Raw genomic sequence first — 26208 nt, forward strand, 5'->3', positions numbered from 1 at the left:
GTCGAGGACTTATCCTTAGAGGTTTCTAAGAGATAAGCTTTGGAGATACGCAAGTGTGCATGATATCTGCAAGGTGCAGAATCTAAGGCATACACAGTAAAGAATAAAGTTTACTTTGAAACAGTCGTTGGTTGTTAGATGGGGTTAGGTTACTAGCTTTCTGTGTGAAATTCTGAAGGTACAAAATAAAAGTACCGAGAAAATTTAACGCTGCAACAGGTGTTAAATTTTTTCTGTATATAGGGGATTGGTCAAATGGTATGATAGGGGTCTCCAAAACCTTTGGTGGGAGTTCGATTCTCTCATCCCCTGCTAAAAAGCCTTGAAAACTCAGTGTTTCAAGGCTTTATTTATATTAGTGGGAAGGAAAATGGCAAACTATGAAAAAGGAGAATGAACCACATTAATATAAAGGCAGTTCTATATATTTTATAGTGACTTTGGTGGAAAAATATGTAAAATATTATAATATAAAGTAAAGAGAAGAAGGGATTAATATGTATTACAATGATGTGCTTGATCTGATAGGGAATACTCCGCTTATGTGTCTGAAAAAGTCGACAGGATACAATATATTTGCCAAGGCGGAATTTCTTAATCCTGGTGGAAGTATTAAAGACAGGATCGCAAAAAACATGCTGGAGGTTGCAGAGAGTGAGGGAAAACTCAAGCCGGGAATGACTATTATAGAGCCTACGAGCGGTAATACCGGAATAGGGCTTGCACTCTGTGGTGTTCAGAAAGGTTATAAAGTGATAATTGTGATGCCAGAGAATATGAGTGAGGAGCGAAAGAAGGTTATCAGGGCATTTGGTGCTGAGCTGGTACTTACGGATCCGATTCTAAGCATCGGTGGTGCTGTTGATAAGGCAAATGAGATAGCAGAATCTGATCCAGAGAAGTATTTCATGCCGCAGCAGTTTGTCAATCAGGCAAATCCAGATGCGCATTATCGCACAACAGCAGTTGAGATGTGTGAACAGCTTGGTCAGAAGATAGACATATATGTGTCTGGTGTTGGAAGTGGGGGTACTCTCCAAGGTATAGCTAAATATCTGTTGGAGAAAAATCCAGATACGAAGATTGTTGCCGTTGAGCCTAAGGGAGTGTCAGCGCTACATGGAGATGGCCCGGGAATCCATCAGATACAGGGTATTGGTGATGGATTTATACCGGATGTCCTGGATACATCACTGGTAACAGATGTGGTGGAAGTGGCGGATAAGGATGCCATTGAGATGGCGAGACGACTTGCCAAAGAACAGGGACTTCTTGTAGGTACGTCATCCGGTGCAAATGTATGGGCAGCTATGCAGATGGCAGAGAAGTATGGTAGGGATAAGGTTATAGCTACAGTTATGGCGGACAGGGCTGAAAGATATTTCAGTGTAGGTTTATTATAAAATAGGAAATAAATTTATTTAGGGACATTTTCAAGAGATGCTATGTATAGTACAGTGGAAATGTCTCTATTTTATTGATTTAAATGTGTTATTTGAAAGAACGCAAAATATAAACCATGTAAGTATAAAGGAGAAAAAGAGATGGATATAAATGGGAAGATGGCGGGAAAAAATGTGGTTAGCGAGGCACTTGCTGCATCGAGGAAATACGAAACTCAGAATGAAATAGATAAGAATGAGCGACCGTTGTTTCATGTGACTCCGCCTGTCGGTTGGATGAATGATCCGAATGGATTTTCTGTGTATAATGGTAAGGTGCATTTGTTTTACCAGTATCATCCGTACAGTACGGAATGGGGACCTATGCATTGGGGGCATCAGGTCAGTGACGATTTGATAAGATGGGAGCAGCTTCCTGTGGCGATTGCACCTGATACGATATATGATGCCGAGGGCTGTTTCTCAGGTACGGCCATTGAAAAAGATGGAGAGCATGTCCTGATATATACCAGTGTTATGAAAAATCCCGACGGTGATGGGGTATTGCAGAACCAGAGCATAGCGGTTGGTGATGGCGTTACATATAAAAAAATACAGAATAACCCGGTGGTGACTGGAGATATGCTGCCGGAGGGATTGAGCAGAGCGGATTTCAGAGATCCGAAGGCATGGCTTGAGGATGGCAGATACTATATGGCTACAGGCTGTGTGGATCAGGATAATAAGGGGCTTGTGGTATTACTTTCGAGCGCTGATATGGAAAGTTGGACATTTGAGAGTATCCTTGCACGGAATGAAGGTGATCTGGGCGGCGTATGGGAATGCCCTGATTTCTTCAAATTAGACGATCATCATGTACTTCTCGTATCGCCTACGGGAATGAAAGCAGAGGGATATGAATTCCACAATGGAAATAATTCTATCTATTTTGTTGGAGAATTTGATAAAGGTGAGAAGAAATTTGACGGTGGAGAGCCATTATCACTTGATTATGGAACAGATTTCTACGCGCCTCAGACTACACTTTTGCCGGATGGCAGAAGGATAATGATAGCGTGGATGCAGTCGTGGCATAATCTGTGGATACCCGGTGGACAGAAGTGGCAGGGAATGATGACGATTCCGAGGGAGATATCTCTGAAAAATGGATGCTTGATACAGAAGCCAGTGAGAGAGATAGAGAAGTATCATGCTAATATGGTCAGGTACTCAGATGAAGTAGTGAGTGGACGGCGTAGTCTGGAAGGTATAAGTGGAAGAAGTCTGGATGTGACATTTGTAATCACTGGAAACAAATACAGCAGATTTACCGTGAATCTGGCAAAGGGAAGCGGATATTATACTCGATTTATATATGACAGAGAAAATAATATAATAGAGATGGACAGGACATTTGCCGGATTTGAGAAAGATGTGGTGTGTATCAGAAGGGCCTGCGTGAAATCAGCAGAATGTTACGGGGATGTCAAGGGAAAGGTTGATGAACAGCAGGAGGCTCAAGATAGTATAAAGCTCAGATTTATACTGGACAGGAATTCGATAGAGCTGTTTGTAAATGATGGAGCTATGACAATGAGCACGGCGATATATACACCTATTGAAGCGGATGGAATAGAGCTGTTATGTGAGGGACAGGCAGTCGTGGATGTGGAGAAGTATGATATCATTTAACAAAAGATGATCTTGCTCAATTGTTTAGTTGTTGCACTGCCAGGCATCAGTCTGGCGGTTCTCCAGGTTTCAGGTGCCTCCGTTCCAACATTGAGATGACAAGGAAAGTTGTCAAAAGTTATTGACAACTTTCCTTGTCATTTGTTATACTCCATTGTAAAAGAAATGACAACTATAGTTGTCATTTGGCATATATAATATATATATCTTGAATTTGGAATGGGATTTTAGTGGTAAGAATTAAAATGGAGTTATGAGGATATGAGGAAAAAGCAAGGTGTAAATAAAAAGGACAATCTAAGTGAAAATGGCATGGATAAAGGTAATAAGAAATCTACCTGTGAAACACTACAAGCTATGTTTGAGGGCATGATCGTCTCCCAACCGGCGGACAAATTAAAGACACAGGTCAAGGGATATTCCGTGACACCGATCACAGAAAGAATGTTAAAGAAGCACAAGCTAGGAGATGCTATGGCTGAGGTCTGTGATATAAATGAGCTTGAGAATGAGCTCCGGGAAAGTCTGAAGAAGGGGCTTCCGGTGTATGGATTCTTCAGGAAGAAACAGATGTGGAGCTGCTTTATCTTTGATAAAGAAGATATTGCCAGGAGTGAGTTGACGCCTGAACCAGAGAGTGGCAAGGATATGCTAAGTATATATAAGCTTAGAAAGTATTATATTCATCCTGATGTGGACAATCTGACGGAAGATATGATGGAGGCTGCACATGGCAATATGTATCAGAAAGTGATAGATGTATTTGGCGATGATAAGAGTGATGGATTTTTATTGAAGGATAAAATATATGTGTGTAAGCGTGATAAATCCACTGGCGCACCGTTTGGAATTCTAATTGGTGTTGCACTTGGTATAGTGTACGGAATGCTGTTTGACAATTTGGCGCTTGGAATTTCCATTGGATTCTGTTTTGGAATAAGCTTTTCCATGATATGGGGAACATCCACACATAAGTATGCAGAGCATGGGCTGGCAGACAGAGCAGAAGCTGAAGATGCGGACAATGTAATAAAAGGATTGGGCTCTGATGGAGAGGACGGCATAAACAGATAATGGACCTGATTATGATGACAATACAGATTAACAAGCTGGAGGTGATATAGATGCCGCTGTACAACAGGCTGAAGGAATATCGGGCGAAGCTGGGAGTAAACCAGCAGGAGATGGGAGCGTTGGTGCAGACCTCGAGGCAGACGATAAGTCAGATAGAGAGGGGAGATTACAGTCCATCGGTGACTCTGGCACTCAAGATCGCAAAGGTGTGTGGTGCCAGTGTGGAGGATATCTTCCAATATGAGGAAGATGAGGAGTGACTTCTGACATATGGATAAGGTCGTGTTAATTCATAGAATGAAAAGAGGATATGAGATGAATGATACTGATAAAAAAGTGAACAAGAAAAGTAATCTGAAGATATATATAATATTTGCGATAATGATCCTGGTAAGTTTGCTTGGAGGGTTTCTGGCTGGAAGGCTTGCAGCGGTGAACAAGGATACACTGGATGGAATCAACTGGGATAATATATGGAGGATAGTGGCTGATACGCTGCCTATAGCATATGGAGTGCTCATGTTGGCGGTGTTCGTGGTGTCATTTGTCATGTATGGGAAGATAAAGAGGACGATCAGTGGCTGGGACGGAGAGAACGAGGATGTGATAGTGGATATAGAGAGTCGGATCACGACTGCCTCATATCTCCCGTGTGTCATCGTGTTCGTTGGACTTGTGTTGTTTCCGGTGTGTATATACGCTGTGGACAGGACGTACAGTGATGGGCGTGGCACATTCCTGACAGTGCTGTCCGAGCTCGTATTTCTGATATCTATGGCACTGTATTGTGTGGTTGAAAAGCTTGTCATCGATGAAGAGAAGAAGCTTAACCCGGAGAAAAGCGGAAATATATTCGATATGCATTTTCGCCGTGACTGGGAGAACACATCGGACGAGGCTGAGCTTATCATGATAGCCAAATCCTCCAAGAAGGGATTTATGACTGGAATTAAGGCAGGATTTGTCATGTGGATACTTACGTTTATGAGCATGTTTGCATTTGACACAGGAGTGATGCCAATAGTGGCTGTTGGACTTGTGTTGATTGTAATGTATGTGGCTTATTGCAGAGAGTTTGTGAGACTACAGAAATAAAATAAATATATGTGATATAATGGCGGATGGCTGTATGACAATTGCAGGGCATTCGCCTTTTATTGTATGACACGGTCCTGAGATTTTTCATTGCCATACATATATATAAATGACCAGAAGGCAGAAAAATATAAAAAAATAGAGATGTAGGAATAGAGCTGTACTATTTTGGACAATAATATCTATGCGATGGGATGAATTTTAATCGAAAGGAGTATTGCTATGATATTAAAGGAAAAAGAGAAAACAGTTATCCAGGATCTTCAGACACAGGAGAAGTCCTGTGTGGAGAAATATGGAAGATATGCGGAGCAGGCGAAGGATCCTGAGCTTAAGAATCTGTTCCAGACTATACAGAAGGAAGAGCAGAAGCACTATGATTCACTTACCCAGGTGCTTGACGGACAGGTTCCACAGTGTGACTGCAATGACAGCGATGGAAAAGATTATGAGCCAAAGCAGACATACAAGATGATGGACGATTCCGAGGATAAGAAGAATGATGAGTTCCTTGCAACAGACTGTATTGGAACAGAGAAGCTTGTGTCAGGCGAGTACAATGGAGAGATATTTGCATTTGGCGAGAGTGCGGTGAGAAAGCTTCTGGCGGATATACAGATCGAGGAGCAGAATCATGCGGAGATGCTCTACAAGTATAAGGTCGCAAATGGAATGGTGTAGGGAAAAGCTTACACAAGGGAGCATAAATTGTAAGGAGGATATGTATCACATGTGGTATATATCCTCTTTTTTGTTGCAATGATTTGTTAAAGCAGCTAGTGAAAACTCTTTGTTTTGAATTGAGGTTTTATGCGGGGATGTATTCACAAAACGGATGACAAAATGTAGAATGTTATTATACATTTTGGAAAAAGATAGCTAAATTTTAATAGGATGTATATAGGCAGGGATAACATTTTCAGAGAGGAGAATGTGACGTGAAAAGAAAATTTTACAGTGTACTGTATGTAGCAATATTTGCATTGCTGATGTCCGGGTGCAGTATGTCAGAAATTGCGGATGGCAGCAGGTCCGCGGTAAAGGGATATGAGAAGGAGACTGTAGAAGATACCTCAGAATCAGAGAATACCACAGCTGCGGAGAAAAAAGATAACACCGGCAACACGTCACCTGAAAGCAGTGCGGCAGCATCTGAGAATATTGCAGATCAGCAGGCTTCGAGCATGGAGATTGCTGATATTCCCATATATTCGGGAGAGGCATATTGTGAGATAAATGGCAATGTGCCTTATTTCAGTGAGGATGAGATGGTGACGGAGGCATTTGAGAATTACAGCGACCTGGACTTTCTTGGAAGATGTGGAGTTGCCTATGCCAATATCTGTAAGGAGATTATGCCAACGGAGGAGCGCGGCGAGATAGGTATGATAAAGCCTTCAGGGTGGCATACAGTTAAATACAATGATCGTATAGACGGCAATTATCTGTATAATCGCTGCCATCTGATCGGATATCAGCTTGCCGGGGAGAATGCAAATGAAAAGAATCTGATAACTGGAACCAGATATCTGAATGTCACTGGCATGCTGCCATTTGAAAATGAGGTAGCTGATTATGTGGAAAGTACTGGAAATCATGTGCTTTACAGGGTTACACCTGTATACGATGGAGACAATCTGGTTGCGTCCGGAGTGCAGATGGAGGCGGAGTCCGTGGAGGATAAAGGCGCAGGAGTAAGTTTCAATGTGTATGTGTACAATGTACAGCCAGGCGTGATAATCGACTATGCTACAGGGGACAGCGAAGCGGATCCGGATTATGTGGTGCCGGGAGAGAATGCCAGCACTAAAGTATCAGAGGAAAAAGGAGATGATGACCAGACAGCAGAAGCTGGAATGATCGGAGAAACTCAGGATACGGAGTCAGATATTGGCAGTGATACATCGGAGATCCAGAAGGAGTCTGCGGATGAGGATACATACATAGTCAACACCAACACCGGTAAGTTTCATAAGCCATCATGCAGGAGTGTGAAACAGATGAAGGAAGCGAATAAATCTGAGAGAACGACCACAAGGGACGAGCTTATATCTGAGGGATATGAACCTTGTAAGAACTGCAATCCGTAGTTGGACTTTGCTTGGAATTATGATACACTCAGAACAAATTAGGAGAGAGCTTCATCGGATAGTGACCGCAGTTAAGAAAGATGGAGAGGTAGGTCTTGAGTATATGAAGAGTGTGGAGATAGAGAAAAGAATAAGACAAGAGAGCAGAGAAGAAGAGAGAAAAACTAATTAGACAATCACTTGATATCGTATTGTATATCAGGTGGTTGTTTTTTATAAGGGTAAAGCGCATATTTTATCAAAAATTTGATATGGCTGAAAAAATATCAAAACAGCACTTGACAACAGGGGGATTATATATAAAATATAACAGTGTAATATAACACTGTTATATTTGCGCGTGTCTGATGGTTGGTATGGCACTTGCATTTGGAATCTGTTTCGGTCAGAAGCGAGGCATATTAAACGGGAGAGGAGTCTTTATGACAGAAAAAGCAGAGAACACAAGACAAAATATTTTGAAAACAGCACTGAATCATTTCCTTGAGTATGGATTTGCAGGGGCATCGCTCAGAAGCATTGTGAAAGATGCCGGACTTACAACAGGTGCATTCTATAAATATTATCCTACAAAGGAGGCACTTTTTGATGCACTGATAGATCCGTATGTGGATGAGCTGTATGGGATATATGACAGCGTGCTTGAGGAGTTCCAAAGTCTGCCTCCGGAGAAGCAGACAGAGAATATGGCAAGCGCATCCGGAAACGGAATGGATCAGATGGTTAATTATGTGTATGATCATTATGATAATTTTAAACTTCTGCTGCGGTGCAGCGACAATGAGAAATACGGAGATATGATACATAATCTGGTAGACCGTGAGATGAGATCTTCAAAGCAGTATGTGGATGAGATGCACAGAGCCGGTATAAATGTGCCGGACATAAGCGACAGCCTTTGTCATATGATATATAGTGGCTTTTTTTCGGCGATATTCCAGATCATAGAACACGACATGGATCGTGAGACTGCGATAGAGAATGTCGGCAAGCTCAAGAAGTTCTACACCGGAGGCTGGGAGAGACTATGGAAGGTGCAGTTTCCGGAGTAGTCAGTAGGTATGCGGCAAGGTAAAATACCGAACCGCATAATTTTAAACTATGAGGTTAGGCGAAACTAATGCAAATAAGTGAAAACGAACAAGTTTTTGCTCAAGATATAAGGAGGAGAAAAAGTGGAAGAAAAAAAGAAATCAGCGGTGAGCTGGGTCCTCACATGGGCGGGGCAGAAGAAGTCATCCTATGTGTGGAGCGTCATTTTGGCGGTTATCAATGTAGTATTCAAGATAGTTCCGTATTTCATCATTGCGGACGTGGTCAGGATGTTCCTTGACGGGGATAAGGATCTCAGGGAATATATGGTGAAGGCTCTTATCATAGCGGGATCATTTATACTTGCAGAGCTTTGCCACAGCGTATCAACGGCATGTTCCCACAAGGCGACATTTACCGTGCTTGCAAATATCAGAAAGTCATGCTGTGACAAGCTTGCAAGGGTGCCGCTTGGATATGTGAAGGACACTCCATCGGGATCATTCAAGAACATCATGGTGGAGAGAATAGACAGCATAGAGACGACTCTGGCACATGTTGTGCCTGAGTTTACATCCAACCTGCTGGCGCCTATCATTGTCATCGTGTATTTTTTCATGGTTGACTGGAGACTGGCGTTGTTCTCATTTATCCCGATAGTCGTTGGATTTGCAACGTACATGGGCATGATGATCGATTTCCAGGAGAACTACAACAGGACAGTTGAGAAGACCAAGGCGCTGAACGACGCAGCAGTGGAGTACATAGATGGAATTGAGGTCATCAAGGCATTTGGCAAGACAGAGAGCTCATATGCCAAGTTCACAAAGGCGGCAAAGGAGAACGCAGACTCGTATATCAACTGGATGAAGAAGTGCTCATTCTTCCAAGCAGCCATGTTCGTCATCACACCGTACACACTTGCAACGGTCCTTCCGATAGGTGCGCGCTATGTGTCAAATGGTTCGCTCACCACAGCGGATTTCGTTGTGTGTATCATCCTCTCACTTGGAATAGTCGGCCCGCTGCTCACCATCGGTTCATACACCGATGACTTAGGCAAGCTGTCGACAGTCATCGGAGAGGTGACAGGAATCCTGGAGCAGCCGGAGCTTGTGAGACCTGAGCGAACAAAGGCACAGCCGAAGGACAATGGAATAAAGGTTACAGATATCACATTTGGCTATCACGACAAGGAGATACTCCACGGCGTGAGCATGGATATAAAGGCGGGAACGGTAAATGCGATAGTCGGTCCGTCGGGAAGCGGAAAGTCTACAATAGCCAAGCTGATAGCTTCACTGTGGGATGTGAACAGCGGAAGCATAGAGATCGGAGGCGTGGACATAAAGGATATCGCGCTGACGGATTTCAACGACAGGCTTGCGTATGTGTCACAGGATAATTACCTGTTCAACGAGACAGTCAGGGACAACATAAGACAGGGAAGACCGGACGCCACGGACGCTGAGGTCGAGGAGGTAGCCAGAAAGAGTGGGTGCTATGACTTCATCATGAATCTTGAGAATGGATTTGACACCGTGGTCGGCGGTGCAGGTGGACATTTGTCGGGCGGTGAGAGACAGAGGATATCCATCGCCAGGGCGATGCTGAAGGACGCGCCGATAGTTATACTGGACGAGGCAACAGCCTACACCGATCCGGAGAATGAGGCCATACTTCAGATCTCTATCGCCAAGCTTGTGGCGGGTAAGACGCTGATAGTCATAGCCCACAGACTTTCCACCATCAAGGATGCGGATCAGATATTTGTGGTAAATGCAGGAAATGTGGAGGCTCACGGAACACATGAGGAGCTTCTTAGCAAATGCACACTTTACAGGGATATGTGGCAGGCGCACATCTCGGTCAAGGATACGGCAGGCGATGAAAAGGAGGGCGAGTAATATGTTTGGAGTATTAAAAAAGTTCTTCCTGTTCTCAGGTAAGGAAAACAGCCGCAAATTCAAGCGTTCAATAGTGATAAGCCTGATAGATGCACTGGCATCGGCACTGAAGATCCCGGCTATAATGTGTGTACTCATGGGCGTTATAGAAGGAAAAGACCTTGGAAAATATATACTTGGTTCAATAGCCATCATGGCGGTATCGATCGTAGTTGGAATACTGTGCAAGATGTCGTCGACCGTGCTGCAGACAGAGGGTGGCTACACCACAGCGGCATTCAAGCGTATAGAGATGGCGGAGCACCTCAGATATGTGCCTATGGGATATTTCAATTCCAACAGCATAGGTGAGATCGCATCAGTTACGACAAATACCATGGAGAATCTGGGAGATGTGGCTACGAGAGTTGTCATGCTCACGACCCAGGGACTCCTCGAGACATCCATGATCATACTCATGATCCTGCTCTGCGACTGGAGGATCGCACTGGTATCACTTGTTGGAGTTGCCATATTCCTTGTGATAAACACGGTGATGCAGAATGCTGGAAAGCAGGCATCTTCAGCCAAGGTTGACTGTGACACTGAACTCATAAATCAGATCATGGAGTACATACAGGGCATATCAGAGGTCAAGTCCTACAACCTCATCGGCAAGCAGACGAAGAGACTCAATGCGGCAAATGAAGCCTGCGTCAGGGCAAATGTAAAGATGGAGCTTGTCTATGTCCCATATCATTTTCTCCAAAGCATTGTGACAAAGCTTACAGGGGTAGCGATAATAGGACTTTCGGCTTACTTTTATATAAATGGCAGCATGAGCGTTCTGTATGCTGTGGGTATGTCGATCGCGGCATTCATGCTCTACGGGGGCCTTGAGACCATGGGAACATTTTCATCACTGCTACATGTGGTCAGTGTGTGCGTAGACAAGGCAAATGTAGTGCTCGGACTTGACACAATGGATATAGATGGAAAGGAACTCAATCCTGAAAATCACGATATAGAGGTTAAGAATATAGAGTTCTCTTACGACAAGAGAAAGATAATAGACGGAATCTCACTCACCATACCGGAGAAGACAACGACGGCGATCGTCGGACCATCTGGCGGTGGAAAGACAACCCTGTGCAATCTGATCGCCAGATTCTGGGATGTGGATTCGGGTGAGATAACCCTGGGCGGAACAAATGTTAAGGATTACAGCATGAACAGTCTCATGAACAACTTCTCATTTGTATTCCAGAATGTATATCTCTTTGCTGATACCATAGAGAACAACATCAAGTTCGGAAGGCCGGAGGCAACCCATGAAGAGGTTGTGGAGGCTGCAAAGAAGGCGTGCTGCCATGACTTCATCAGCAAGCTTCCTGACGGTTACAACACTGTGATCGGTGAGGGCGGTGCAACCCTCTCAGGCGGTGAGAAACAGAGAATATCCATAGCCCGCGCCATCATGAAGGATTCACCTATCATCATCCTTGACGAGGCGACTGCAAATGTCGATCCTGAGAACGAGAAGGAGCTTACTCTTGCAGTGGATGCCCTGACAAAGGAGAAGACGATCATCATGATTGCCCACAGACTCAAGACCGTAAGACATGCGGATCAGATAGTAGTGGTGGATCAGGGAAGAATAGCCCAGAAGGGAACCCACGAAGAACTCATGAAGCAGGACGGAATCTACAGAAGATTTGTGGATTCGAGAGAACTGGCAGTTAGCTGGAAGATATAAGTGAAATGTATCCTGTGAAACACAGAAGACAGGTGTCAGATAATCGACACCTGTCTTTTGCTTTGGGATATTAGTTATCAGTTCGCAGCCTACTCAAAATCGTCCTCATCATAATCGCAGTCGCAGTTACAGCCGCCATCGCTGCAGTTGCCGTTGTATGAGCCAAATGTCTGGCTCTTTCTAGGAGAGCAGAGCATTCCGAGCACAAGCCCTGTGAGGAATGTGCAGATAGCGAAAAGCACGGCCTCTCTTGTTGAGTAGTCTTTATCCTTTACGACAACAGTGAATTTGTTCCATCCGTCTTTGATAGTTTTCATTGGTTTCATTGAAATCCCTCCTGATCATATTATATTGATAAATCCTGAATCAGGGAAAATCCCCCATCTGTAATGAATTTCCCTGAACAGTTAATTACATGATACATCAACATCACACATCAGTCCACCCCTGGGCAGGAGACTTAAGAACAAAATGAGATTTGTGGAAGTCGATCAGCCCATCAGTCTTCATCCTGCCAAGTTCAGTAGACAGTCCACTGCGATCCACGGACAGAAAGTCAGCGAGCTGCTGTCTGGAAAATGGTATGTCAAATTCGTTGCTGCCATGTCTGTGCATCTCCGATGACAGGTAGGAGAGCAACTTATCCCTGGTTGTTTTCTGGCTCATGTGCTTTGATTTTTCGCCGAGCCTCAGGTTCTTGCCGGCGAGATCGCACAGGAGATTTCTTATCATCTGATTATGTCTGCCACATGTTACCGGGCAGGTGGTGAGCATTTTTTGAACATTCAGAAACAATACAGAACTTGCAGCTTCAGCATATACGCTGACGTCGAGTACGGAGCCAGGGGTACAGGCATATGATTCCGCAAACGTGTGTCCGGGCAGGATGGCAGACATGACGCTTTGACCCCCCCAGTAATCCTCCTGGATGACTATCGCTTTGCCTGTAAGCAGCAATCCTATATATTCTGTTGTGTTGCCAGCCATGAGAATACACTCATTTTTTTGGTATTTTTTGATGATTGCACCCAGACAGTCCAGTATGGAGTCAACGTCGTCGGCGATAATACCAGAAAAAAGACTGGATTTCAATAATGTGTCCATGTATTTGTTCATATTACCTCTTAGTGGGGACGCTACTTTTGTCACAAGGATTGTCCCTAGAAAGTATAACATTTTTATGTTGAAAATTCAACATACACAAATGCTCTGACTGAATATAATGACGTTAAAAGCAGGAAAAAGATTGGAGGAAATATATATGATAAGAAGAGTTATACAGATAGACGAGGACAAGTGTAATGGATGTGGAGCCTGTGCAAATGCGTGCCATGAGGGTGCTATAGGCATGGTAAACGGCAAAGCAAAGCTGCTCAGAGACGATTATTGTGATGGACTTGGCGACTGCCTGCCGTCGTGTCCTACAGGAGCCATAACATTTGTGGAGAGAGAGGCGGCTGCGTATGATGAGGCGGCAGTCATGGCAAACAAACAGGCAAGACTCGATGCAGAAAAATCCAGAAATATGGTTGGCTCAGGAGTGATGCATGAAAAAAGTCCGGCACACTCCGGTTGCCCTGGTTCCATGGCGAGAAGCATATTCAGGAGACCGGCAGCAGCTTCAGGTGAAGCAGTACAGGCAAGCTCATATGAACAGGCAGCAGTAGAATGCGTACAGAATACAACTGATAAAACAGTCAATCAGCAGGCGGGTGACATATATAATTATGAGCGCCCGAGCCAGCTCACACAGTGGCCGGTGCAGATCAAACTTGCCCCGGTAAATGCGCCATACTTTGATGGTGCAAAGTTGCTTATAGCGGCGGACTGTACAGCCTATGCCTATGCATCGTTCCACGAGAAATTCATAAAGGGACATGTGACTCTGATCGGCTGTCCGAAACTTGACAGTGTCGATTATTCAGAGAAACTTACAGAGATTATCAGGCGAAATGACATACAAAGTGTTACAATAGTCCGTATGGAGGTTCCTTGTTGTGGAGGACTGGAGATGGCTGCGAAGAAGGCACTTCAGGACAGCGGCAAGTTTATCCCATGGCAGGTTGCAACAATATCAATAGATGGAAGAATTCTTGACTGACATTCTCTTCACAGCACCATGAAAGGTAAAGACAATGGAAGATAAAATAAGAATTACAACTGAGACAGGCAGTCGTCTGGTCGGTGCTCTGATAGGGCTGGTGAGAGCCACTGATGGGATGATGCATGTGACTGATGATACAAATAACATAATAATAGAAGGTTTGCACATGTCTGATATTGCTCTTGGCATCTCTGATGCAGACATGAAGGCGATGATCGCAAGGGTGCATGCTGATAAGCATACAATTGTCCCTGACTGCAGTGTATGCGGTGCACCATGTGGCAGGACTGCAGATTATGACTGGGAGAGCGTGTACAGAGAAGAACGGACAGAGCACGAGGAAGGCAATAGAGATGGCAATGTGGCAGAGCCTTCTGTCATATCGGACGTGCGGATAGACATACTTTCCACACTTCAGAAGATATCCCACAGAGTGATCTCCGGGGAGATCAACGCAGATGGCGAGGTGAACTTCAGTGTGTGCAGGGCAGTATTTGCACTGGGGGAGAACTGGAGTGACGGCGAGCTTGAGAGAGTAGAGCGTGAGCTTGAAGATTTGTCAACCAACAACAGTATGTAACAATGGCACACAAAAATATAATACTTGAAAATAACAAGGCTTGGCGCATCACAGATGGAATAAAAGTGGTGCGCCTGTTAAAATTAATAAGAAAATACTTCATACTACAGGTATAAAGCCATTGCAAATACAATTATTCGGGAGTACAATAATCGGACGCATCAAATTAAATGATGAAAGAGATAATAACAGGAAAAGGTAACAAAAATGGGAAGTGCTGCTACGGGCTTTGTAAAAAATAATAAAAAGGTGACATGGAAAGAATTTGCCAGAATGCTGGCTGTGCTTGCTGTGCCTATTGCGATGCAGAATCTGCTGGCGACCACCGCTAGTATGGTTGATACCATCATGATAGGAAGTGAGGGCGAGATCGCCGTTGCGGCGGTTGGCGTGTGTGCACAGATAGGATCACTTTTGTTTTCAACATATTGGGGATTTGTCAGCTGCTCCCTTCTGTTCATGTCTCAATACTGGGGTGCCAAGGATCCAGAGGGAATGAACAAGGCATTTGGTCTGGCGATCATATGTGCGGGAATATTTGGAATAGCATTTGCGGTGGTGACTGTGGTTGCACCGGGGTGGATACTTGGAATATATACAGATAAAGTAGAGATCATAGCACTTGCGAAGCCATATATGAGAATAGTTGGATGGTCTTATCCGCTTCAGGTATTTGCCGCAATAATTACAGCACTCCTTAAGTCAACGGAGAGGGTGAAGGTGCCACTGGTATGCTCGGTCATCTCACTTTTACTCAACTTTTGTATAAATTTTGTGTTGATCTATGGTAAATTTGGTGCTCCCAAGATGGGAGTTGCTGGTGCGGCTATAGGTACACTGGTGTCTGGTATCGTGAACATAGCGCTGCTCATTCTGTATCTTGCAAAGAGCAGGCATGAGATAAAGTTCAGTGCGCGAAAGGCATTTGATATTGATATGGGATTTGTGAAGTCCTATGCGTCCAAGGCATTCCCGATCGTATGCAACGAGATCCTCTATGGCGTGGGCCAGATGATAATCAACGTTGTCATGGGACATCAGAGTGATTCCGCCATAGCCGCCATGGCTGCATTCCGTGTATGTGAAGGGTTTGTATATGCATTCTTTGGTGGTCTGGCAAATGCGTCCAGCGTTGCCGTGGGAAATGAAGTTGGCGCGGGTAATCTGGACAGGGGACTTTCCTATGCCAAGAGAGCTGCACTGGTATGTCCTGCCATCACATTCACAATTGTGCTCATCACGATGCTGCTGCACAATCCGCTGTTTGGATTGTTTGGACTCGGGGCTGAGGCGATGATGTACACAAAGTATATGCTTATAATATATCTGTTCTTCGGAGCAGTCAGAACATGCTGCTATATACAGAACGAGTGCTTCCGTGCAGGCGGTGAGGCCATCGTTGGAACAGTTATGGAGATCAGTGGACTGATGTTGTTTTCGGTCCCGGCTACATGGGTAGCAGGAATGGTGCTCAAGCTGCCATTCCTCGCAGTGTTCTCATTTGTTTACACGGATGAACTTCTGAGATTTGTCATACTGACACCGTACTTGTTAAAAGGAAGGTGGATCAAACCTATGACGGGACCTGGTCGCGCGGCACTTGATGAGTTCAGGGGCAGGATGAAGCGAAATAAGCATAGAGCGCGATAATCTATGGGGACGGAGAGGTCAGGTACCTCCGTCCCCTGTTTTGAAAAAGGAGAAAATAATATGCTGCAAATAAAAAATCTCACAAAGAGATATGGAGATAAGTTGGCGGTGGACAATCTAAGCCTACATATAATGCCGGGGGAGATATATGGTTTCATCGGACACAACGGGGCAGGTAAGACAACCACTATAAAAGCGTGTACAGGGATCCTGAATTTTGAGGAGGGAGATATCCTTATAGATGGTGTGTCCATAAAGGAAAAACCGCTGGAATGCAAGAAACAGATGGCATATATTCCTGACAATCCAGATATGTATGATTTTATGACCGGAATCGGATATTTGAATTTTATAGCAGATATATTTGACGTGCCGGAGGAAGTCAGGGACGAGCTCATAGACAAATATGCTGACGCATTTGAGATAAAAGACAACCTAGGACAGCTGATATCCGAGTATTCCCATGGTATGAAGCAGAAACTGGCAATCATATCAGCATGGATACATGAACCGAAACTTGTCATCATGGATGAACCGTTTGTCGGACTCGATCCAAAGGCTTCCCATATACTCAAGCAGATGATGAGAAAAATGTGTGATGACGGAGGGGCGATATTCTTCTCCACACATGTATTGGAAGTCGCAGAAAAGCTGTGCGATAAAGTGGCGATCATAAAAGGCGGACGACTGGTGAAGGCGGGCATAATGGAGCAGGTGAAGGGAGACGAGTCACTTGAATCCGTGTTCCTTGATCTGGAGGGTGAGTCATGATAAGGATATTGATGAAGAAACAGCTTAAGATGCTGTTCAGTGGATTTTTCGTTGACCGGAAGACTGGAAAGTCCAGACCCAAAGGCGCTGTGGTATGTGGAATAGTCATATATATCGCGCTCATACTCGGCTGCATGGGCAGCATGTTTGGCAGCGTGGCATACTCGATGTGTGCTCAGCTCTGCGCCGTGGGACTAGACTGGATGTATATGGCTATGATGGCTATGATGTCCCTTGCCATAGGTATATTTGGAAGCGTGTTCAATACATATGCGAGCTTGTATCAGGCAAAAGACAATGACCTGATGCTGTCACTGCCAATACCGGTCAGAGCTATACTGTTTTCCAGACTGGCAGGAGTGTATGTCATGGGCGCGATATTTGCGGCAACAGCCATGGTTCCGGGAATAATAGTATATGGGATAGTGGCGCATCCGGGTATAGGTGCTGTGATTTCAGCGGTCATAGTGATGATCCTCCTGACATTTGTCGTTCTGGTACTTTCGTGCATACTTGGCTGGGTAGTGGGGAAGATAGGCAATAAGACCAGAAATAAGAGCTTTGTGACAGTTGTATTGTCACTGGCATTTATAGCCGCATATTATGCTGTATACATGAATGCAAATAAGCTGCTCTCAAAGATCCTGGCAAATAGCGGAGAATACAGTGCAAAGATAAAAGGTGCTGCATATCCGCTCTATTCAATTGGCCGTGCGGCTACAGGAGATGGATTGCAGCTGGCGTTTGTGGCAGCAGGCACATTGATCATCTCTCTTGCAGTGTGGCTGGTACTTGAGAGAACATTCATCGGAATCGTGACGACAAAAGCCGGACATACCAAAAGGAAGAATATAATAAAAGCTGCAAAGGCGCAGAGCCAGGATGCAGCACTTCTTCAGAAAGAGTTCAAAAGACTGGCAGCATCTGCCGTATATATGCTCAACTGTTCCCTGGGGACATTGATAATGATCGCTATGGCAGTGGTTTGTCTTGTTAAAGGACAGTATGTAGTAGATATGATTACGAAAACTCCCGGACTACCGGATGGTGTACTTATAATTGGGGCGTGTATAGCCGTATGTGCCGCCGCGTCGATGAATGATCTGACTGCACCATCGATATCTCTGGAGGGAAAGAATCTTTGGATCGTGCGTTCGCTTCCAGTTACATCGTGGCAGATACTTAGGGCAAAACTGAGGATGCATGTGATACTTACCCTGATTCCGGCGCTGATCCTTGATATAGTGATGCTTGTTTTTGTGACACCATCACTTGTAGATGGCGTGATGATGTTACTGATACCATGTCTTTATGTGTGCCTGACTGCATACATAGGGCTTGCAGTCAATCTCAAGATGCCAAAGCTTGACTGGACGTCGGAAGCATCAGTCGTGAAGCAGAGCATGGGTGTACTTGTTGCTATTTTATCGAATTTTGTATATATTATTGTACTTGTGGTGGGATATTTGTTATTCGGAGGTTTTACCGGAGCGACAATGTATCTAGCAATAAGCACTGCATTGACGGCAGCCGCTGCAGTTTTGTTTAGGATATGGCTGAAGAGACGCGGGGTGCAGGTGTTTGAGGCACTTTAGCGGTCTGCGATGATGATCCCAGGGCTGTACTCTGCACGGGAGCTGGAGACTGCGGTTGTAAGACAGTGTAGATTATAGATAGCAGTATAAATTATAGATAGAAAGAAGTTCAAAATTAAAATATGGCACAAATCAAGAATTCAGACATGAGCAGTCAGCAGAAAGCTGAACTGGACAAAGAGAAAAGCAAAGAAGAGAAGAAAGAGGCAAAAAGAGCAAAAAGGCAGCACTACAGGGAACTGAATGAGCCGCCAAAGCTCACCGTTCTCGAGGAGGTGGGAAATGCTGTTACCCACGGAATAGGAGCAGGGCTTGCCATAGCCGGCTTTGTCCTTCTTCTCCTGAAGTCAGACACAGGACTCAAAGTGATGGCATCGTGTTTTTATGGAATATCACTGATATTGATGTTTCTCATGAGCTGTCTGTATCACTCATACAAATCCGGTCTGGCAGTCAAGCGGCTCTGGAGAAGATTTGACTATTCCTCGATATATCTGCTGATAGGCGGAACATTTGCTCCGCTGTACCTTGTGTACTGGGGAAATGTGCTTGGAATAGTGTTGTTCTGTGTGCAGTGGGCGCTCATAATAGCGGGGATCACCATCATATGTGTGTTCGGACCGGGCAGGTTCAGACCGATACACTATACGCTGTACTTCGTTATCGGATGGAGTGCTATCATGTTCATTCCGGGCTGGTTCAGAAATGACAAGCCGCTTCTGGGATGGATCGTGGGCGGTGGTATTGTCTATACGCTTGGCATGATTCCATTTGTGAAGGACACCAAGGGGGCGCACTTTATCTGGCATATCTTTGTGATGCTGGGGGCTGCGCTGCATTGGTTTGGGATGTACCTTTATGTGTATTGAGGACGGACGAAAAAATGCTCTCCAGACATAATAAGCCGTGTGCCTGTATTCTGAATCACACTAATCTTCCGTCACTTCAGCTTGCTTATATTTGCACTGCGCTCTGCGCACGATAAGGGCGTTTGTGCGCGCCGCTCCGGCAATAAGCGCTGAAGTTCAGTCGATTACGCTATCGATTCAGAATACAGGCACGCGGCTTATTATAATATCTGGAGAGCAGTTTTTCTGTTACCGATAGAAGTTTATTGCTTATATTGGATTCGATTTACGAGTAATTATATTTGCGGTTGATTGCAGCCATAAAGAATGGTATCTTTTAGTCAGATATAAACATGATGAGTAAATATTATAATACGAGGAGAAAATTCTATGGATAGAGTAGAGAAAATGTTTGGCAGAATGAAAGCTGGCAAGTTATATAAATGTGTGGACTGGGATCCAGAGGGGAAGGCGAAGGATCTGGTTGATAAGTTCAATGGTGCTCCGAGGTCTGAGACAATGACAAGAACCGGCGAGTATCTTGGAAAATTATTCGCACACATGGGAAAGGAGTGTTACATAGAGCCGCCATTTTACTGCGACTATGGAACAAATATACATGTGGGAGACTATTTCTATGCAAATACAGGGCTGATAGTCCTGGATCAGTGTGACGTCGTCATTGGAGATCATGCATTTCTGGGACCAAGGGTCAATATATATTGCGCAAGTCATCCGATAGATGCGATGATCAGAAATGCCGGTGTGGAGCTTGGCAAGCCGGTCACAATAGGCGATAATGTATGGATCGGCGGCAATACGGTCATCAATCCGGGTGTGACCATAGGTTCAAATGTTGTCATAGGCTCAGGGGCGGTTGTCACAAAGGATATTCCGGATGGTGTGATAGCTGCTGGAAATCCATGTAAAGTCATAAGACCGATAACAGAAAAAGATAAGCAATATTGGCTTGAACAGGTAAAGGAATTTGAGGCAGACACAGGCGAGCAGGTCCCTGGAGAGGACATATGGTAAATTACAGATTTACTTTCAGCTATGATGGCACACGTTATCACGGCTGGGAGAGCAAGACAAATGCGGATACAGTGGAGGGGCGAATAGAGGCGGTCCTCACCAGGATGGTCGACGCAAAGGTCGACATCCATGGTGCAGGCAGGACTGATGCGGGAGTGCATGCCAGAGCCATGGTGGCGAACGGAAGGCTAGAAACAGATAAGACTCCGGAAGAGATAAAAGATTATCTGAACAGATATCTGCCTGCGGATATCTGCGCGCTTGATGTTGCTGTGGCCGGGGACAGGTTTCATGCAAGGTTGAATGCAACCGGTAAAGTCTACGAATACACGCTGTATGTAGGTGCTGAGAAACCTGTATTTGACAGAAATTATGTGTGGTGTGTGCCGCAGGGCAGTGCACTTGATGTGGATGTGATGAAAAAGGCTGCATCGTATCTTGTCGGAAAGCATGATTTCAGATCTTTTTGTGGCAACAATAAGATGAAGAAATCCACGGTCAGAACCATATACGATGTGGATATAGTCAAGGAGGGAGACTACGTCCACATGAGATTCCATGGAAATGGCTTTTTGCAGAACATGGTGAGGATACTGACCGGAACACTGGTAGATGTTGGATATGGGAATATGAGTGCGGAGCATATTCCTGAGATCATAGCCGGGATGGACAGGCAGCTGGCGGGGCCTACGGCGCCTCCACATGGACTTTGCCTGATGAAGGTGGAATATGACTGAATACAATTAAGAAAATGGGGTTAAAACAGATGATAAAGAAGCTTGGAACAAAGTACAGGATAAAATGTATTATTGGAGCAGTGATATTTGCAGCAATCGGAATCTCCGGTGTTGCTGCAGCAATGGGGGTAGATGAAGGATCGATATGGATAGGGCTTGGATCCGCGATGTTCCTCGCATTTGCGGCATGGTTTGTATCCCTGGCAATAAGGCAGAGCAACATAAGAGACGTACTGGATTACTGCAAGAAGAAGCCAAATCCTGAATATGAGATGGAGAGGATAGAGCAGTTTTACAGATCAGGTGCTGCAGTGAATGGCCTCAGATTAAATAACGAGTTCTTCATGTATATCAAGGGTGACACGGTGAATTTTGCCGAGACCAGGGAGCTTATGTGGGTATATAAGCTCATAAACCAGAACAAAGTGTACGGAATTAAGGCGGGTAAGTCTTACCAGATCGAGGTCAGGCTGAATGATGGCAGCGGAATGGCGCTTCCGATGAGGAAGGAGAAGGACTGTGATGACACCCTTGCATACATAGAAAGCATGGTTCCATACATAATAATAGGATACAACGATGAGATAAATAAGATATATAACCACAATCAGAAGGAACTGGAGAAAATGGTGGATGAGAGAAGACACCAGTACTTCCAGCAGGTTCCAATGAGATAGATAATGGCATGAGGTATATCTGTACAAAAAGGATGGTGGCATATGGGTATGGCGGATATTGACAGGCACAGCGGAATGGAGAAGCTGCGGGATATGCCTCAGGGAAGTCCGGAGGATGTGAAAATGCTCGGCCTGTTCATGGATGTGGGAGCCATGATGATCCGGAATGGCTCGGAGGTGAAGAGAGTGGAGGATACACTCAGACGAATGGGAGCTGCTTATGGAGCAGAGCGTATGGACGTATTTGCTATTACATCCACTCTGGTATGTACCATGAACATGCCGGATGGATCGGTGTGCTCCATGACCAGAGGAACCAGGGATGGGACAAAGACGGACTTCTGGAAGCTGGAGCGGATAAATGCCCTGAGCAGAGAGTATTGCAGACAGCCACTAGCCACTGAGGGCCTGAAAGAACGAATTGAAGAGATAGAGCAGGCATCAGCGCCGAGATTCCGGGTGTGCGTGGGAAGCGTGCTGGCGGCGGGAGCGCTTGCGGTATTCTTCGGCGGAACCATACTTGATGGAGCTATGGCGGCGGCATTTGCTGTGGGGATATGGCTGATGCAGATGTATTTCGCCCCGATATGTACCAACAACATACTGTTTAATTTCCTGTGCTCATTTGCCACGGGTGTATTGATAGGACTGGCGGGGCACGTGCTTCCAATACATGAGGACAAGGTCATGATAGGAGATATAATGCTGCTGATCCCGGGACTTGCGCTGACAAATGCAGTGAAGGACATGTTTGTCGGTGATACGATAACTGGAAGCCTGAGACTGGTTGAGTCAGTGCTGTGGGCGGCAGGCATAGCCTGCGGATTTGCACTGGCGGTATTTATCACGATTTAGGAGGTGCAGACAAGTGCAGCAAACGATCATACAGGTTGTCACTGCTCTATTAGGTTCGCTGGGATTTGCTTTTATGTTCAATCTAGGAAAGAGAAATGTGATACCGGCGGCGGTCAATGGAATGTGCACATGGATAGTATACATTCTGGTCAGAAATATCATAGATGACGTATTTATCCCATCTCTTGCGGCAAGCCTGTGGGCTGCCATATATGCTGAGATAGCGGCAAGGATCATGAAAGCACCAGCAAATCAGTATCTCATAGTCGGACTTATCCCGCTTCTGCCGGGGGCTCCGCTCTATTACACACTGAGCGCGGCATTTGATTCAGACTGGAAGGCCGCAAGCGCATATGGCAATTCCACAATGCTGTTCGTGCTTGGGATTGCGGTGGGAATAAGTGCAGTCTGTGGATGTGATGACATAATAAGGAGGCTTAAGAACAAAAAGGCGGAAAGCTTGAGTAAACACATATAAGGTGTTATGATACAGGTTAAGTGTTATATTAAGGAGATCGAGGGTTATGCTTGAGAAGTATGGAAAAAAGCTGTTTATATTGCTTGGATGTGATGTAGTATATTTTATATTGTGGGTTATACCGGCCATAAGGATACCTGCTTCATCTGCGATTTTTACCGGACTTGGGCTTATGACCATGACGGCACTCAGCTTTGTTGAGGTTGAGGATGATACATTTGACAGGGTGACAGGTGATGAGAAGTGGTTTAAGATAGCCTTTCTGGTGGGAGCGGCACTCACGCTTGTGGGAATCATACTCCTGCTGATGTTTTTCAAATTCTAAATATAATGTGGATTACAGATCCCTTCCGTATGATTAGGTACATCATACGGAAGGGATTTTTTCGTCTTAAGAATATCTTAAAGTTCCCGGCAATTGTTTCTTAATGTACACCCATTTTACAATACATTATGAGCAGAGACATTTCTGAAGTTTAATGTGAAGGGAGGCAGAAAATGTCAGGAAATTCGTGGCGGAAAACTGCGCTGGTCATGTCTGTACTTGCCGTATGTGGCATGTGTGGCTGTGAGAACAGGTCGAGCGGTGATGAGGACAGGACAGAATACATATATGGTGATTCCATTGAGGAGGAGCATGGCGCATACGATAATATAGTGCAGCTTGTGTACATAAACGCAGTGGATGGAAGCTGTGTAGATATAATTGAGACTGCAAAATGTCTTGAGACATGGTACGGAACAGACCCGGAGACTGGGGCAGGAACAAAAACCATATCAAAATAAATGTGCTGATATGGTCAGGTGAAATGTCTAATATATGAATATTTGCGAAATGACAAGGAGGAAGATAATCATGAGAAAGAGAGCGACAAGAATAGCGGCATGTGTGCTGGCAGGAGTGATGGCGATGCAGATGACAGGATGTGGAAATAAAAAGGTTGATTATACATTGGATGGAGAGTCGGGTTCGGCAAGTGGATACAGTGATGATGGCAGTAACGATGCGGGTGGCAGCCTTGCAAAGAGTCTGGGAATCCCGGAGAAGTGTGATGAGACATTTGATGTGGGCAATTCGGGCTTGTCAGAGATAAGCTGTTCCGGTTCGATAGATATTCCTGATACGGATTCCATGAAGAGGGTATATTACAGCACTATGAAGCTTGATGCTGCACAGATACAGAGCATTGTCGAGGGACTCCTGGACAAGTCCCAGGGCATATATATCCGCAAGGATGGAGTGCAGACCAAGGATGAGCTGAAGAGTATGATAGAGAGTACAGAGAAGTTCAAGAAGGAGGCTCAGGGTCAGGGGGATGATTCGTCGGATGCCTGGTATGATACCCAGATAGAGACATACAAGAAGCAGATGGCAGATGCACCGGATTCACTTCCTTTGCTGGAGAATTATGATGATCCGTATTCATCGTATACAGGCAAATATGGAGACAAGGAATATACGGTGAGTATATCACAGTATGGCGGTGAGGATGACAATACAGACGCAGGTGTGTATATATCATTTTACAAATCCGAGAGTGAGGAAAACAAGCTTTTGGATGGTGTGAACGGCGCAACATACACCTATGTGACAGGCATCAGCAATGCCACAGACATAGATCTGACCAATGTCACAAATGAGAGCAAACTCACGGAGAACGATGCCGTATCCCAAGCGATGAATTTCCTCTCAAAGATGGGGATAGACGGTATGGAGAGTACAAAGACAGAGCCGCTTGCCAGAATATGGTCGGATGACAATGGCGAGGTAAAGCAGACCAAGGTGAGTGGATACTCGGTAACGCTCAGCAGGTCTATATACGGAGCAAAGGAGAGAGAGGGCGAATTAAATAACGTTGACAATCTCCAGACACAGAATGGCTATATGTTTGAGCCTGGTGACAGTGTAACATTAAATATTGATGATGATGGAGTTGTAGATATGTTTGCCCAGCTTTACACAGATCCTTCATCCCTGCAGGCGGAGGATGTGGAACTCATGAGCTGGAACGACATGATCGCAAAGGCAAATGAGGGCATTGCAACATATTATGAGAAATACCAGACCAGATATGGCAAGGTTCAGTTCAACAACGTGGCACTCAGATACATGGCGACAGCAGATGACGATGGAAAGCTCTGCTACATTCCTGCATGGATATTTACACAGAGCGAGGAGCTCCGGGGACAGGACACGGTAGGGGAGATATCCCAGATTATATGTATAAATGCAATTGACGGAAGCTGCATTGACATAGTGGATAATGCCAAGAAGATGAAGTTGTGGGAGACGTATTAAACGGATTATTACATCTAAATCTATCAAAAATTACATTTGCATTAATTATCACAAATTAGGGTATATAATATGTTTTGGTGTTAGCTTGTGTAATTTATGTGCAGATGATATTATGAATGATAGGAGAAGTTGTGAGATTTGTTTATAATACATTTATCTTGGATAGGGCAGAATATGCAAAAATCTGCAGAGAAATAAATACGAATTATAGTAAATACGAAGGAAAAACATACGCAGTACATATTTCGTATGGAATAGATAATAAACCATATTGGTATTATTTTGAGAATCATGGATATGATAACTATAATATATATATGAGAATAGAAATGTAAGGGGGCGTAGTTATGGAAGAATTAAGAAAACTGCTCAACAATATAGATGATTCTTATTTTGAGTTTGTCTCGGCTATGGAGCATTATGCTCAGAAGAATGCAGCAAGATTAGAAATGCTCACTGCTTATATCAAAAGAAATCCAGGCGTAAAATCCGCAGATGTTATAAAGTTTGTTTCGGATCAGCCGGATTTTGCAGATGATGCCGCTTACATGAGGGTATGCTAGATATTGTAG

General features: G+C 44.7%; 29 protein-coding genes and 1 tRNA gene. 28 read left to right on the forward strand and 2 right to left on the reverse strand.

Features of this window, described 5'->3' with window-relative positions; translation table 11 throughout:
- Positions 1-241: 241 nt before the first annotated feature.
- The 12 genes from DWW60_RS04315 to DWW60_RS04370 all read left to right on the forward strand — a co-directional run bounded on the left by DWW60_RS04315 (position 242) and on the right by DWW60_RS04370 (position 12007).
- A tRNA-Trp gene (locus DWW60_RS04315) sits at positions 242-312 on the forward strand.
- Between the two features lie 185 nt (positions 313-497).
- Positions 498-1403: a cysteine synthase A gene (cysK, locus tag DWW60_RS04320; protein WP_117874461.1), complete on the forward strand. Its 906-nt coding sequence runs from the start codon at positions 498-500 to the stop codon at positions 1401-1403.
- Between the two features lie 141 nt (positions 1404-1544).
- Positions 1545-3074: a glycoside hydrolase family 32 protein gene (locus DWW60_RS04325; protein ID WP_117874462.1), complete on the forward strand. Its 1530-nt coding sequence runs from the start codon at positions 1545-1547 to the stop codon at positions 3072-3074.
- A 261-nt stretch (positions 3075-3335) separates the two neighbouring features.
- A complete protein-coding gene (locus DWW60_RS04330; RefSeq protein ID WP_243002916.1) occupies positions 3336-4148 on the forward strand; it encodes a hypothetical protein in 813 nt (270 codons plus the stop codon).
- Between the two features lie 50 nt (positions 4149-4198).
- Positions 4199-4408 carry a helix-turn-helix transcriptional regulator gene (locus DWW60_RS04335; RefSeq protein ID WP_055222898.1) on the forward strand — a complete coding sequence of 70 codons (210 nt, stop codon included), beginning with the start codon at positions 4199-4201 and terminating at the stop codon, positions 4406-4408.
- Positions 4409-4463: 55 nt separating this feature from the next.
- On the forward strand, positions 4464-5243 hold the full coding sequence (locus tag DWW60_RS04340; protein WP_055222901.1) for a DUF3169 family protein: 780 nt from the start codon (positions 4464-4466) through the stop codon (positions 5241-5243).
- A 222-nt stretch (positions 5244-5465) separates the two neighbouring features.
- A complete protein-coding gene (locus tag DWW60_RS04345) occupies positions 5466-5924 on the forward strand; it encodes a ferritin-like domain-containing protein (RefSeq protein ID WP_055147620.1) in 459 nt (152 codons plus the stop codon).
- A gap of 257 nt (positions 5925-6181) precedes the next feature.
- Positions 6182-7333: a DNA/RNA non-specific endonuclease gene (locus DWW60_RS04350; RefSeq protein WP_022216874.1), complete on the forward strand. Its 1152-nt coding sequence runs from the start codon at positions 6182-6184 to the stop codon at positions 7331-7333.
- A complete protein-coding gene (locus DWW60_RS13485; protein WP_117874463.1) occupies positions 7305-7505 on the forward strand; it encodes a hypothetical protein in 201 nt (66 codons plus the stop codon). Before DWW60_RS04350 ends, DWW60_RS13485 begins: the two co-directional genes overlap by 29 nt.
- Before the next feature lie 250 nt (positions 7506-7755).
- Complete coding sequence (locus tag DWW60_RS04360; protein ID WP_117874464.1) at positions 7756-8385, forward strand: TetR/AcrR family transcriptional regulator; 630 nt, start codon at positions 7756-7758, stop codon at positions 8383-8385.
- A gap of 123 nt (positions 8386-8508) precedes the next feature.
- Positions 8509-10272 carry an ABC transporter ATP-binding protein gene (locus tag DWW60_RS04365; RefSeq protein WP_117874465.1) on the forward strand — a complete coding sequence of 588 codons (1764 nt, stop codon included), beginning with the start codon at positions 8509-8511 and terminating at the stop codon, positions 10270-10272.
- 1 nt (position 10273) lies between these two features.
- Complete coding sequence (locus DWW60_RS04370) at positions 10274-12007, forward strand: ABC transporter ATP-binding protein (protein ID WP_117874466.1); 1734 nt, start codon at positions 10274-10276, stop codon at positions 12005-12007.
- 89 nt (positions 12008-12096) lie between these two features.
- Here DWW60_RS04370 and DWW60_RS04375 read toward each other — a convergent pair whose 3' ends face one another.
- Positions 12097-12333: a hypothetical protein gene (locus tag DWW60_RS04375; protein ID WP_015533578.1), complete on the reverse strand. Its 237-nt coding sequence runs from the start codon at positions 12331-12333 to the stop codon at positions 12097-12099.
- 103 nt (positions 12334-12436) lie between these two features.
- Positions 12437-13123 (reverse strand): Crp/Fnr family transcriptional regulator, encoded by a 687-nt coding sequence (locus tag DWW60_RS04380; protein WP_117874467.1) that lies wholly within the window; start codon positions 13121-13123, stop codon positions 12437-12439.
- A 145-nt stretch (positions 13124-13268) separates the two neighbouring features.
- Between DWW60_RS04380 and DWW60_RS04385 the strand changes: the two genes are divergently transcribed.
- From DWW60_RS04385 to DWW60_RS04460, 16 genes are all read left to right on the forward strand, one after another.
- Positions 13269-14108: an ATP-binding protein gene (locus DWW60_RS04385; protein ID WP_015533580.1), complete on the forward strand. Its 840-nt coding sequence runs from the start codon at positions 13269-13271 to the stop codon at positions 14106-14108.
- 34 nt (positions 14109-14142) lie between these two features.
- Positions 14143-14691, forward strand: a complete 549-nt coding sequence (locus DWW60_RS04390) for a hypothetical protein (RefSeq protein ID WP_015533581.1) — start codon at positions 14143-14145, stop codon at positions 14689-14691.
- 207 nt (positions 14692-14898) lie between these two features.
- Positions 14899-16341 carry an MATE family efflux transporter gene (locus DWW60_RS04395; RefSeq protein ID WP_015533582.1) on the forward strand — a complete coding sequence of 481 codons (1443 nt, stop codon included), beginning with the start codon at positions 14899-14901 and terminating at the stop codon, positions 16339-16341.
- 60 nt (positions 16342-16401) lie between these two features.
- Entirely contained in the window at positions 16402-17112 is a 711-nt protein-coding gene (locus DWW60_RS04400; protein WP_015533583.1) for an ABC transporter ATP-binding protein, read from the forward strand.
- Entirely contained in the window at positions 17109-18707 is a 1599-nt protein-coding gene (locus tag DWW60_RS04405; protein ID WP_117874468.1) for a putative ABC transporter permease subunit, read from the forward strand. Before DWW60_RS04400 ends, DWW60_RS04405 begins: the two co-directional genes overlap by 4 nt.
- 122 nt (positions 18708-18829) lie before the next feature.
- Positions 18830-19576, forward strand: coding sequence for a PAQR family membrane homeostasis protein TrhA (gene trhA, locus DWW60_RS04410; protein ID WP_117874469.1), 747 nt, complete (start codon positions 18830-18832; stop codon positions 19574-19576).
- Between the two features lie 369 nt (positions 19577-19945).
- Positions 19946-20590 (forward strand): sugar O-acetyltransferase, encoded by a 645-nt coding sequence (locus DWW60_RS04415; RefSeq protein WP_015533586.1) that lies wholly within the window; start codon positions 19946-19948, stop codon positions 20588-20590.
- Positions 20584-21327 (forward strand): tRNA pseudouridine(38-40) synthase TruA, encoded by a 744-nt coding sequence (truA, locus tag DWW60_RS04420; protein WP_055222922.1) that lies wholly within the window; start codon positions 20584-20586, stop codon positions 21325-21327. The genes DWW60_RS04415 and truA overlap by 7 nt, the downstream gene beginning before the upstream one ends.
- A 29-nt stretch (positions 21328-21356) precedes the next feature.
- Positions 21357-22004 (forward strand): DUF6709 family protein, encoded by a 648-nt coding sequence (locus tag DWW60_RS04425; protein ID WP_055273242.1) that lies wholly within the window; start codon positions 21357-21359, stop codon positions 22002-22004.
- A 42-nt stretch (positions 22005-22046) separates the two neighbouring features.
- Positions 22047-22859: a threonine/serine exporter family protein gene (locus DWW60_RS04430; RefSeq protein ID WP_055273240.1), complete on the forward strand. Its 813-nt coding sequence runs from the start codon at positions 22047-22049 to the stop codon at positions 22857-22859.
- 13 nt (positions 22860-22872) lie between these two features.
- Entirely contained in the window at positions 22873-23337 is a 465-nt protein-coding gene (locus DWW60_RS04435) for a threonine/serine exporter family protein (RefSeq protein ID WP_022216862.1), read from the forward strand.
- Positions 23338-23383: 46 nt separating this feature from the next.
- A complete protein-coding gene (locus DWW60_RS04440; RefSeq protein ID WP_015533590.1) occupies positions 23384-23662 on the forward strand; it encodes a hypothetical protein in 279 nt (92 codons plus the stop codon).
- Between the two features lie 173 nt (positions 23663-23835).
- The gene (locus DWW60_RS04445; RefSeq protein WP_117874470.1) at positions 23836-24123 is read left to right on the forward strand and encodes a hypothetical protein; all 288 of its coding nucleotides are present in this window, start codon (positions 23836-23838) and stop codon (positions 24121-24123) included.
- A gap of 70 nt (positions 24124-24193) precedes the next feature.
- On the forward strand, positions 24194-25636 hold the full coding sequence (locus DWW60_RS04450; protein ID WP_117874471.1) for a DUF6034 family protein: 1443 nt from the start codon (positions 24194-24196) through the stop codon (positions 25634-25636).
- Between the two features lie 131 nt (positions 25637-25767).
- Entirely contained in the window at positions 25768-25971 is a 204-nt protein-coding gene (locus DWW60_RS04455; protein ID WP_055280430.1) for a hypothetical protein, read from the forward strand.
- Between the two features lie 12 nt (positions 25972-25983).
- The gene (locus tag DWW60_RS04460; RefSeq protein WP_015533594.1) at positions 25984-26199 is read left to right on the forward strand and encodes a hypothetical protein; all 216 of its coding nucleotides are present in this window, start codon (positions 25984-25986) and stop codon (positions 26197-26199) included.
- The last annotated feature ends 9 nt before the right edge of the window (positions 26200-26208 follow it).

This window comes from Coprococcus sp. AF16-22 (assembly GCF_003461545.1).
Lineage (GTDB): Bacteria > Bacillota > Clostridia > Lachnospirales > Lachnospiraceae > Coprococcus > Coprococcus aceti.

Bases quoted from the DNA above. Each gene is read 5' to 3' on its own strand.
- DWW60_RS04415 (WP_015533586.1), top strand. From the start codon at position 19,946: ATGGATAGAGTAGAGAAAATGTTTGGCAGAATGAAAGCTGGCAAGTTA.
- DWW60_RS04450 (WP_117874471.1), top strand. From the start codon at position 24,194: ATGAGAAAGAGAGCGACAAGAATAGCGGCATGTGTGCTGGCAGGAGTG.
- DWW60_RS04330 (WP_243002916.1), top strand. From the start codon at position 3,336: ATGAGGAAAAAGCAAGGTGTAAATAAAAAGGACAATCTAAGTGAAAAT.
- DWW60_RS04400 (WP_015533583.1), top strand. From the start codon at position 16,402: ATGCTGCAAATAAAAAATCTCACAAAGAGATATGGAGATAAGTTGGCG.
- DWW60_RS04340 (WP_055222901.1), top strand. From the start codon at position 4,464: ATGAATGATACTGATAAAAAAGTGAACAAGAAAAGTAATCTGAAGATA.
- DWW60_RS04335 (WP_055222898.1), top strand. From the start codon at position 4,199: ATGCCGCTGTACAACAGGCTGAAGGAATATCGGGCGAAGCTGGGAGTA.
- truA (WP_055222922.1), top strand. From the start codon at position 20,584: ATGGTAAATTACAGATTTACTTTCAGCTATGATGGCACACGTTATCAC.
- DWW60_RS04390 (WP_015533581.1), top strand. From the start codon at position 14,143: ATGGAAGATAAAATAAGAATTACAACTGAGACAGGCAGTCGTCTGGTC.
- DWW60_RS04440 (WP_015533590.1), top strand. From the start codon at position 23,384: ATGCTTGAGAAGTATGGAAAAAAGCTGTTTATATTGCTTGGATGTGAT.
- DWW60_RS04425 (WP_055273242.1), top strand. From the start codon at position 21,357: ATGATAAAGAAGCTTGGAACAAAGTACAGGATAAAATGTATTATTGGA.
- DWW60_RS04395 (WP_015533582.1), top strand. From the start codon at position 14,899: ATGGGAAGTGCTGCTACGGGCTTTGTAAAAAATAATAAAAAGGTGACA.
- DWW60_RS04405 (WP_117874468.1), top strand. From the start codon at position 17,109: ATGATAAGGATATTGATGAAGAAACAGCTTAAGATGCTGTTCAGTGGA.
- DWW60_RS13485 (WP_117874463.1), top strand. From the start codon at position 7,305: ATGAACCTTGTAAGAACTGCAATCCGTAGTTGGACTTTGCTTGGAATT.
- DWW60_RS04360 (WP_117874464.1), top strand. From the start codon at position 7,756: ATGACAGAAAAAGCAGAGAACACAAGACAAAATATTTTGAAAACAGCA.
- DWW60_RS04325 (WP_117874462.1), top strand. From the start codon at position 1,545: ATGGATATAAATGGGAAGATGGCGGGAAAAAATGTGGTTAGCGAGGCA.
- DWW60_RS04375 (WP_015533578.1), bottom strand. From the start codon at position 12,333: ATGAAACCAATGAAAACTATCAAAGACGGATGGAACAAATTCACTGTT.
- DWW60_RS04430 (WP_055273240.1), top strand. From the start codon at position 22,047: ATGGGTATGGCGGATATTGACAGGCACAGCGGAATGGAGAAGCTGCGG.
- DWW60_RS04385 (WP_015533580.1), top strand. From the start codon at position 13,269: ATGATAAGAAGAGTTATACAGATAGACGAGGACAAGTGTAATGGATGT.
- DWW60_RS04460 (WP_015533594.1), top strand. From the start codon at position 25,984: ATGGAAGAATTAAGAAAACTGCTCAACAATATAGATGATTCTTATTTT.
- trhA (WP_117874469.1), top strand. From the start codon at position 18,830: ATGGCACAAATCAAGAATTCAGACATGAGCAGTCAGCAGAAAGCTGAA.
- DWW60_RS04370 (WP_117874466.1), top strand. From the start codon at position 10,274: ATGTTTGGAGTATTAAAAAAGTTCTTCCTGTTCTCAGGTAAGGAAAAC.
- DWW60_RS04445 (WP_117874470.1), top strand. From the start codon at position 23,836: ATGTCAGGAAATTCGTGGCGGAAAACTGCGCTGGTCATGTCTGTACTT.
- DWW60_RS04380 (WP_117874467.1), bottom strand. From the start codon at position 13,123: ATGAACAAATACATGGACACATTATTGAAATCCAGTCTTTTTTCTGGT.
- DWW60_RS04345 (WP_055147620.1), top strand. From the start codon at position 5,466: ATGATATTAAAGGAAAAAGAGAAAACAGTTATCCAGGATCTTCAGACA.
- cysK (WP_117874461.1), top strand. From the start codon at position 498: ATGTATTACAATGATGTGCTTGATCTGATAGGGAATACTCCGCTTATG.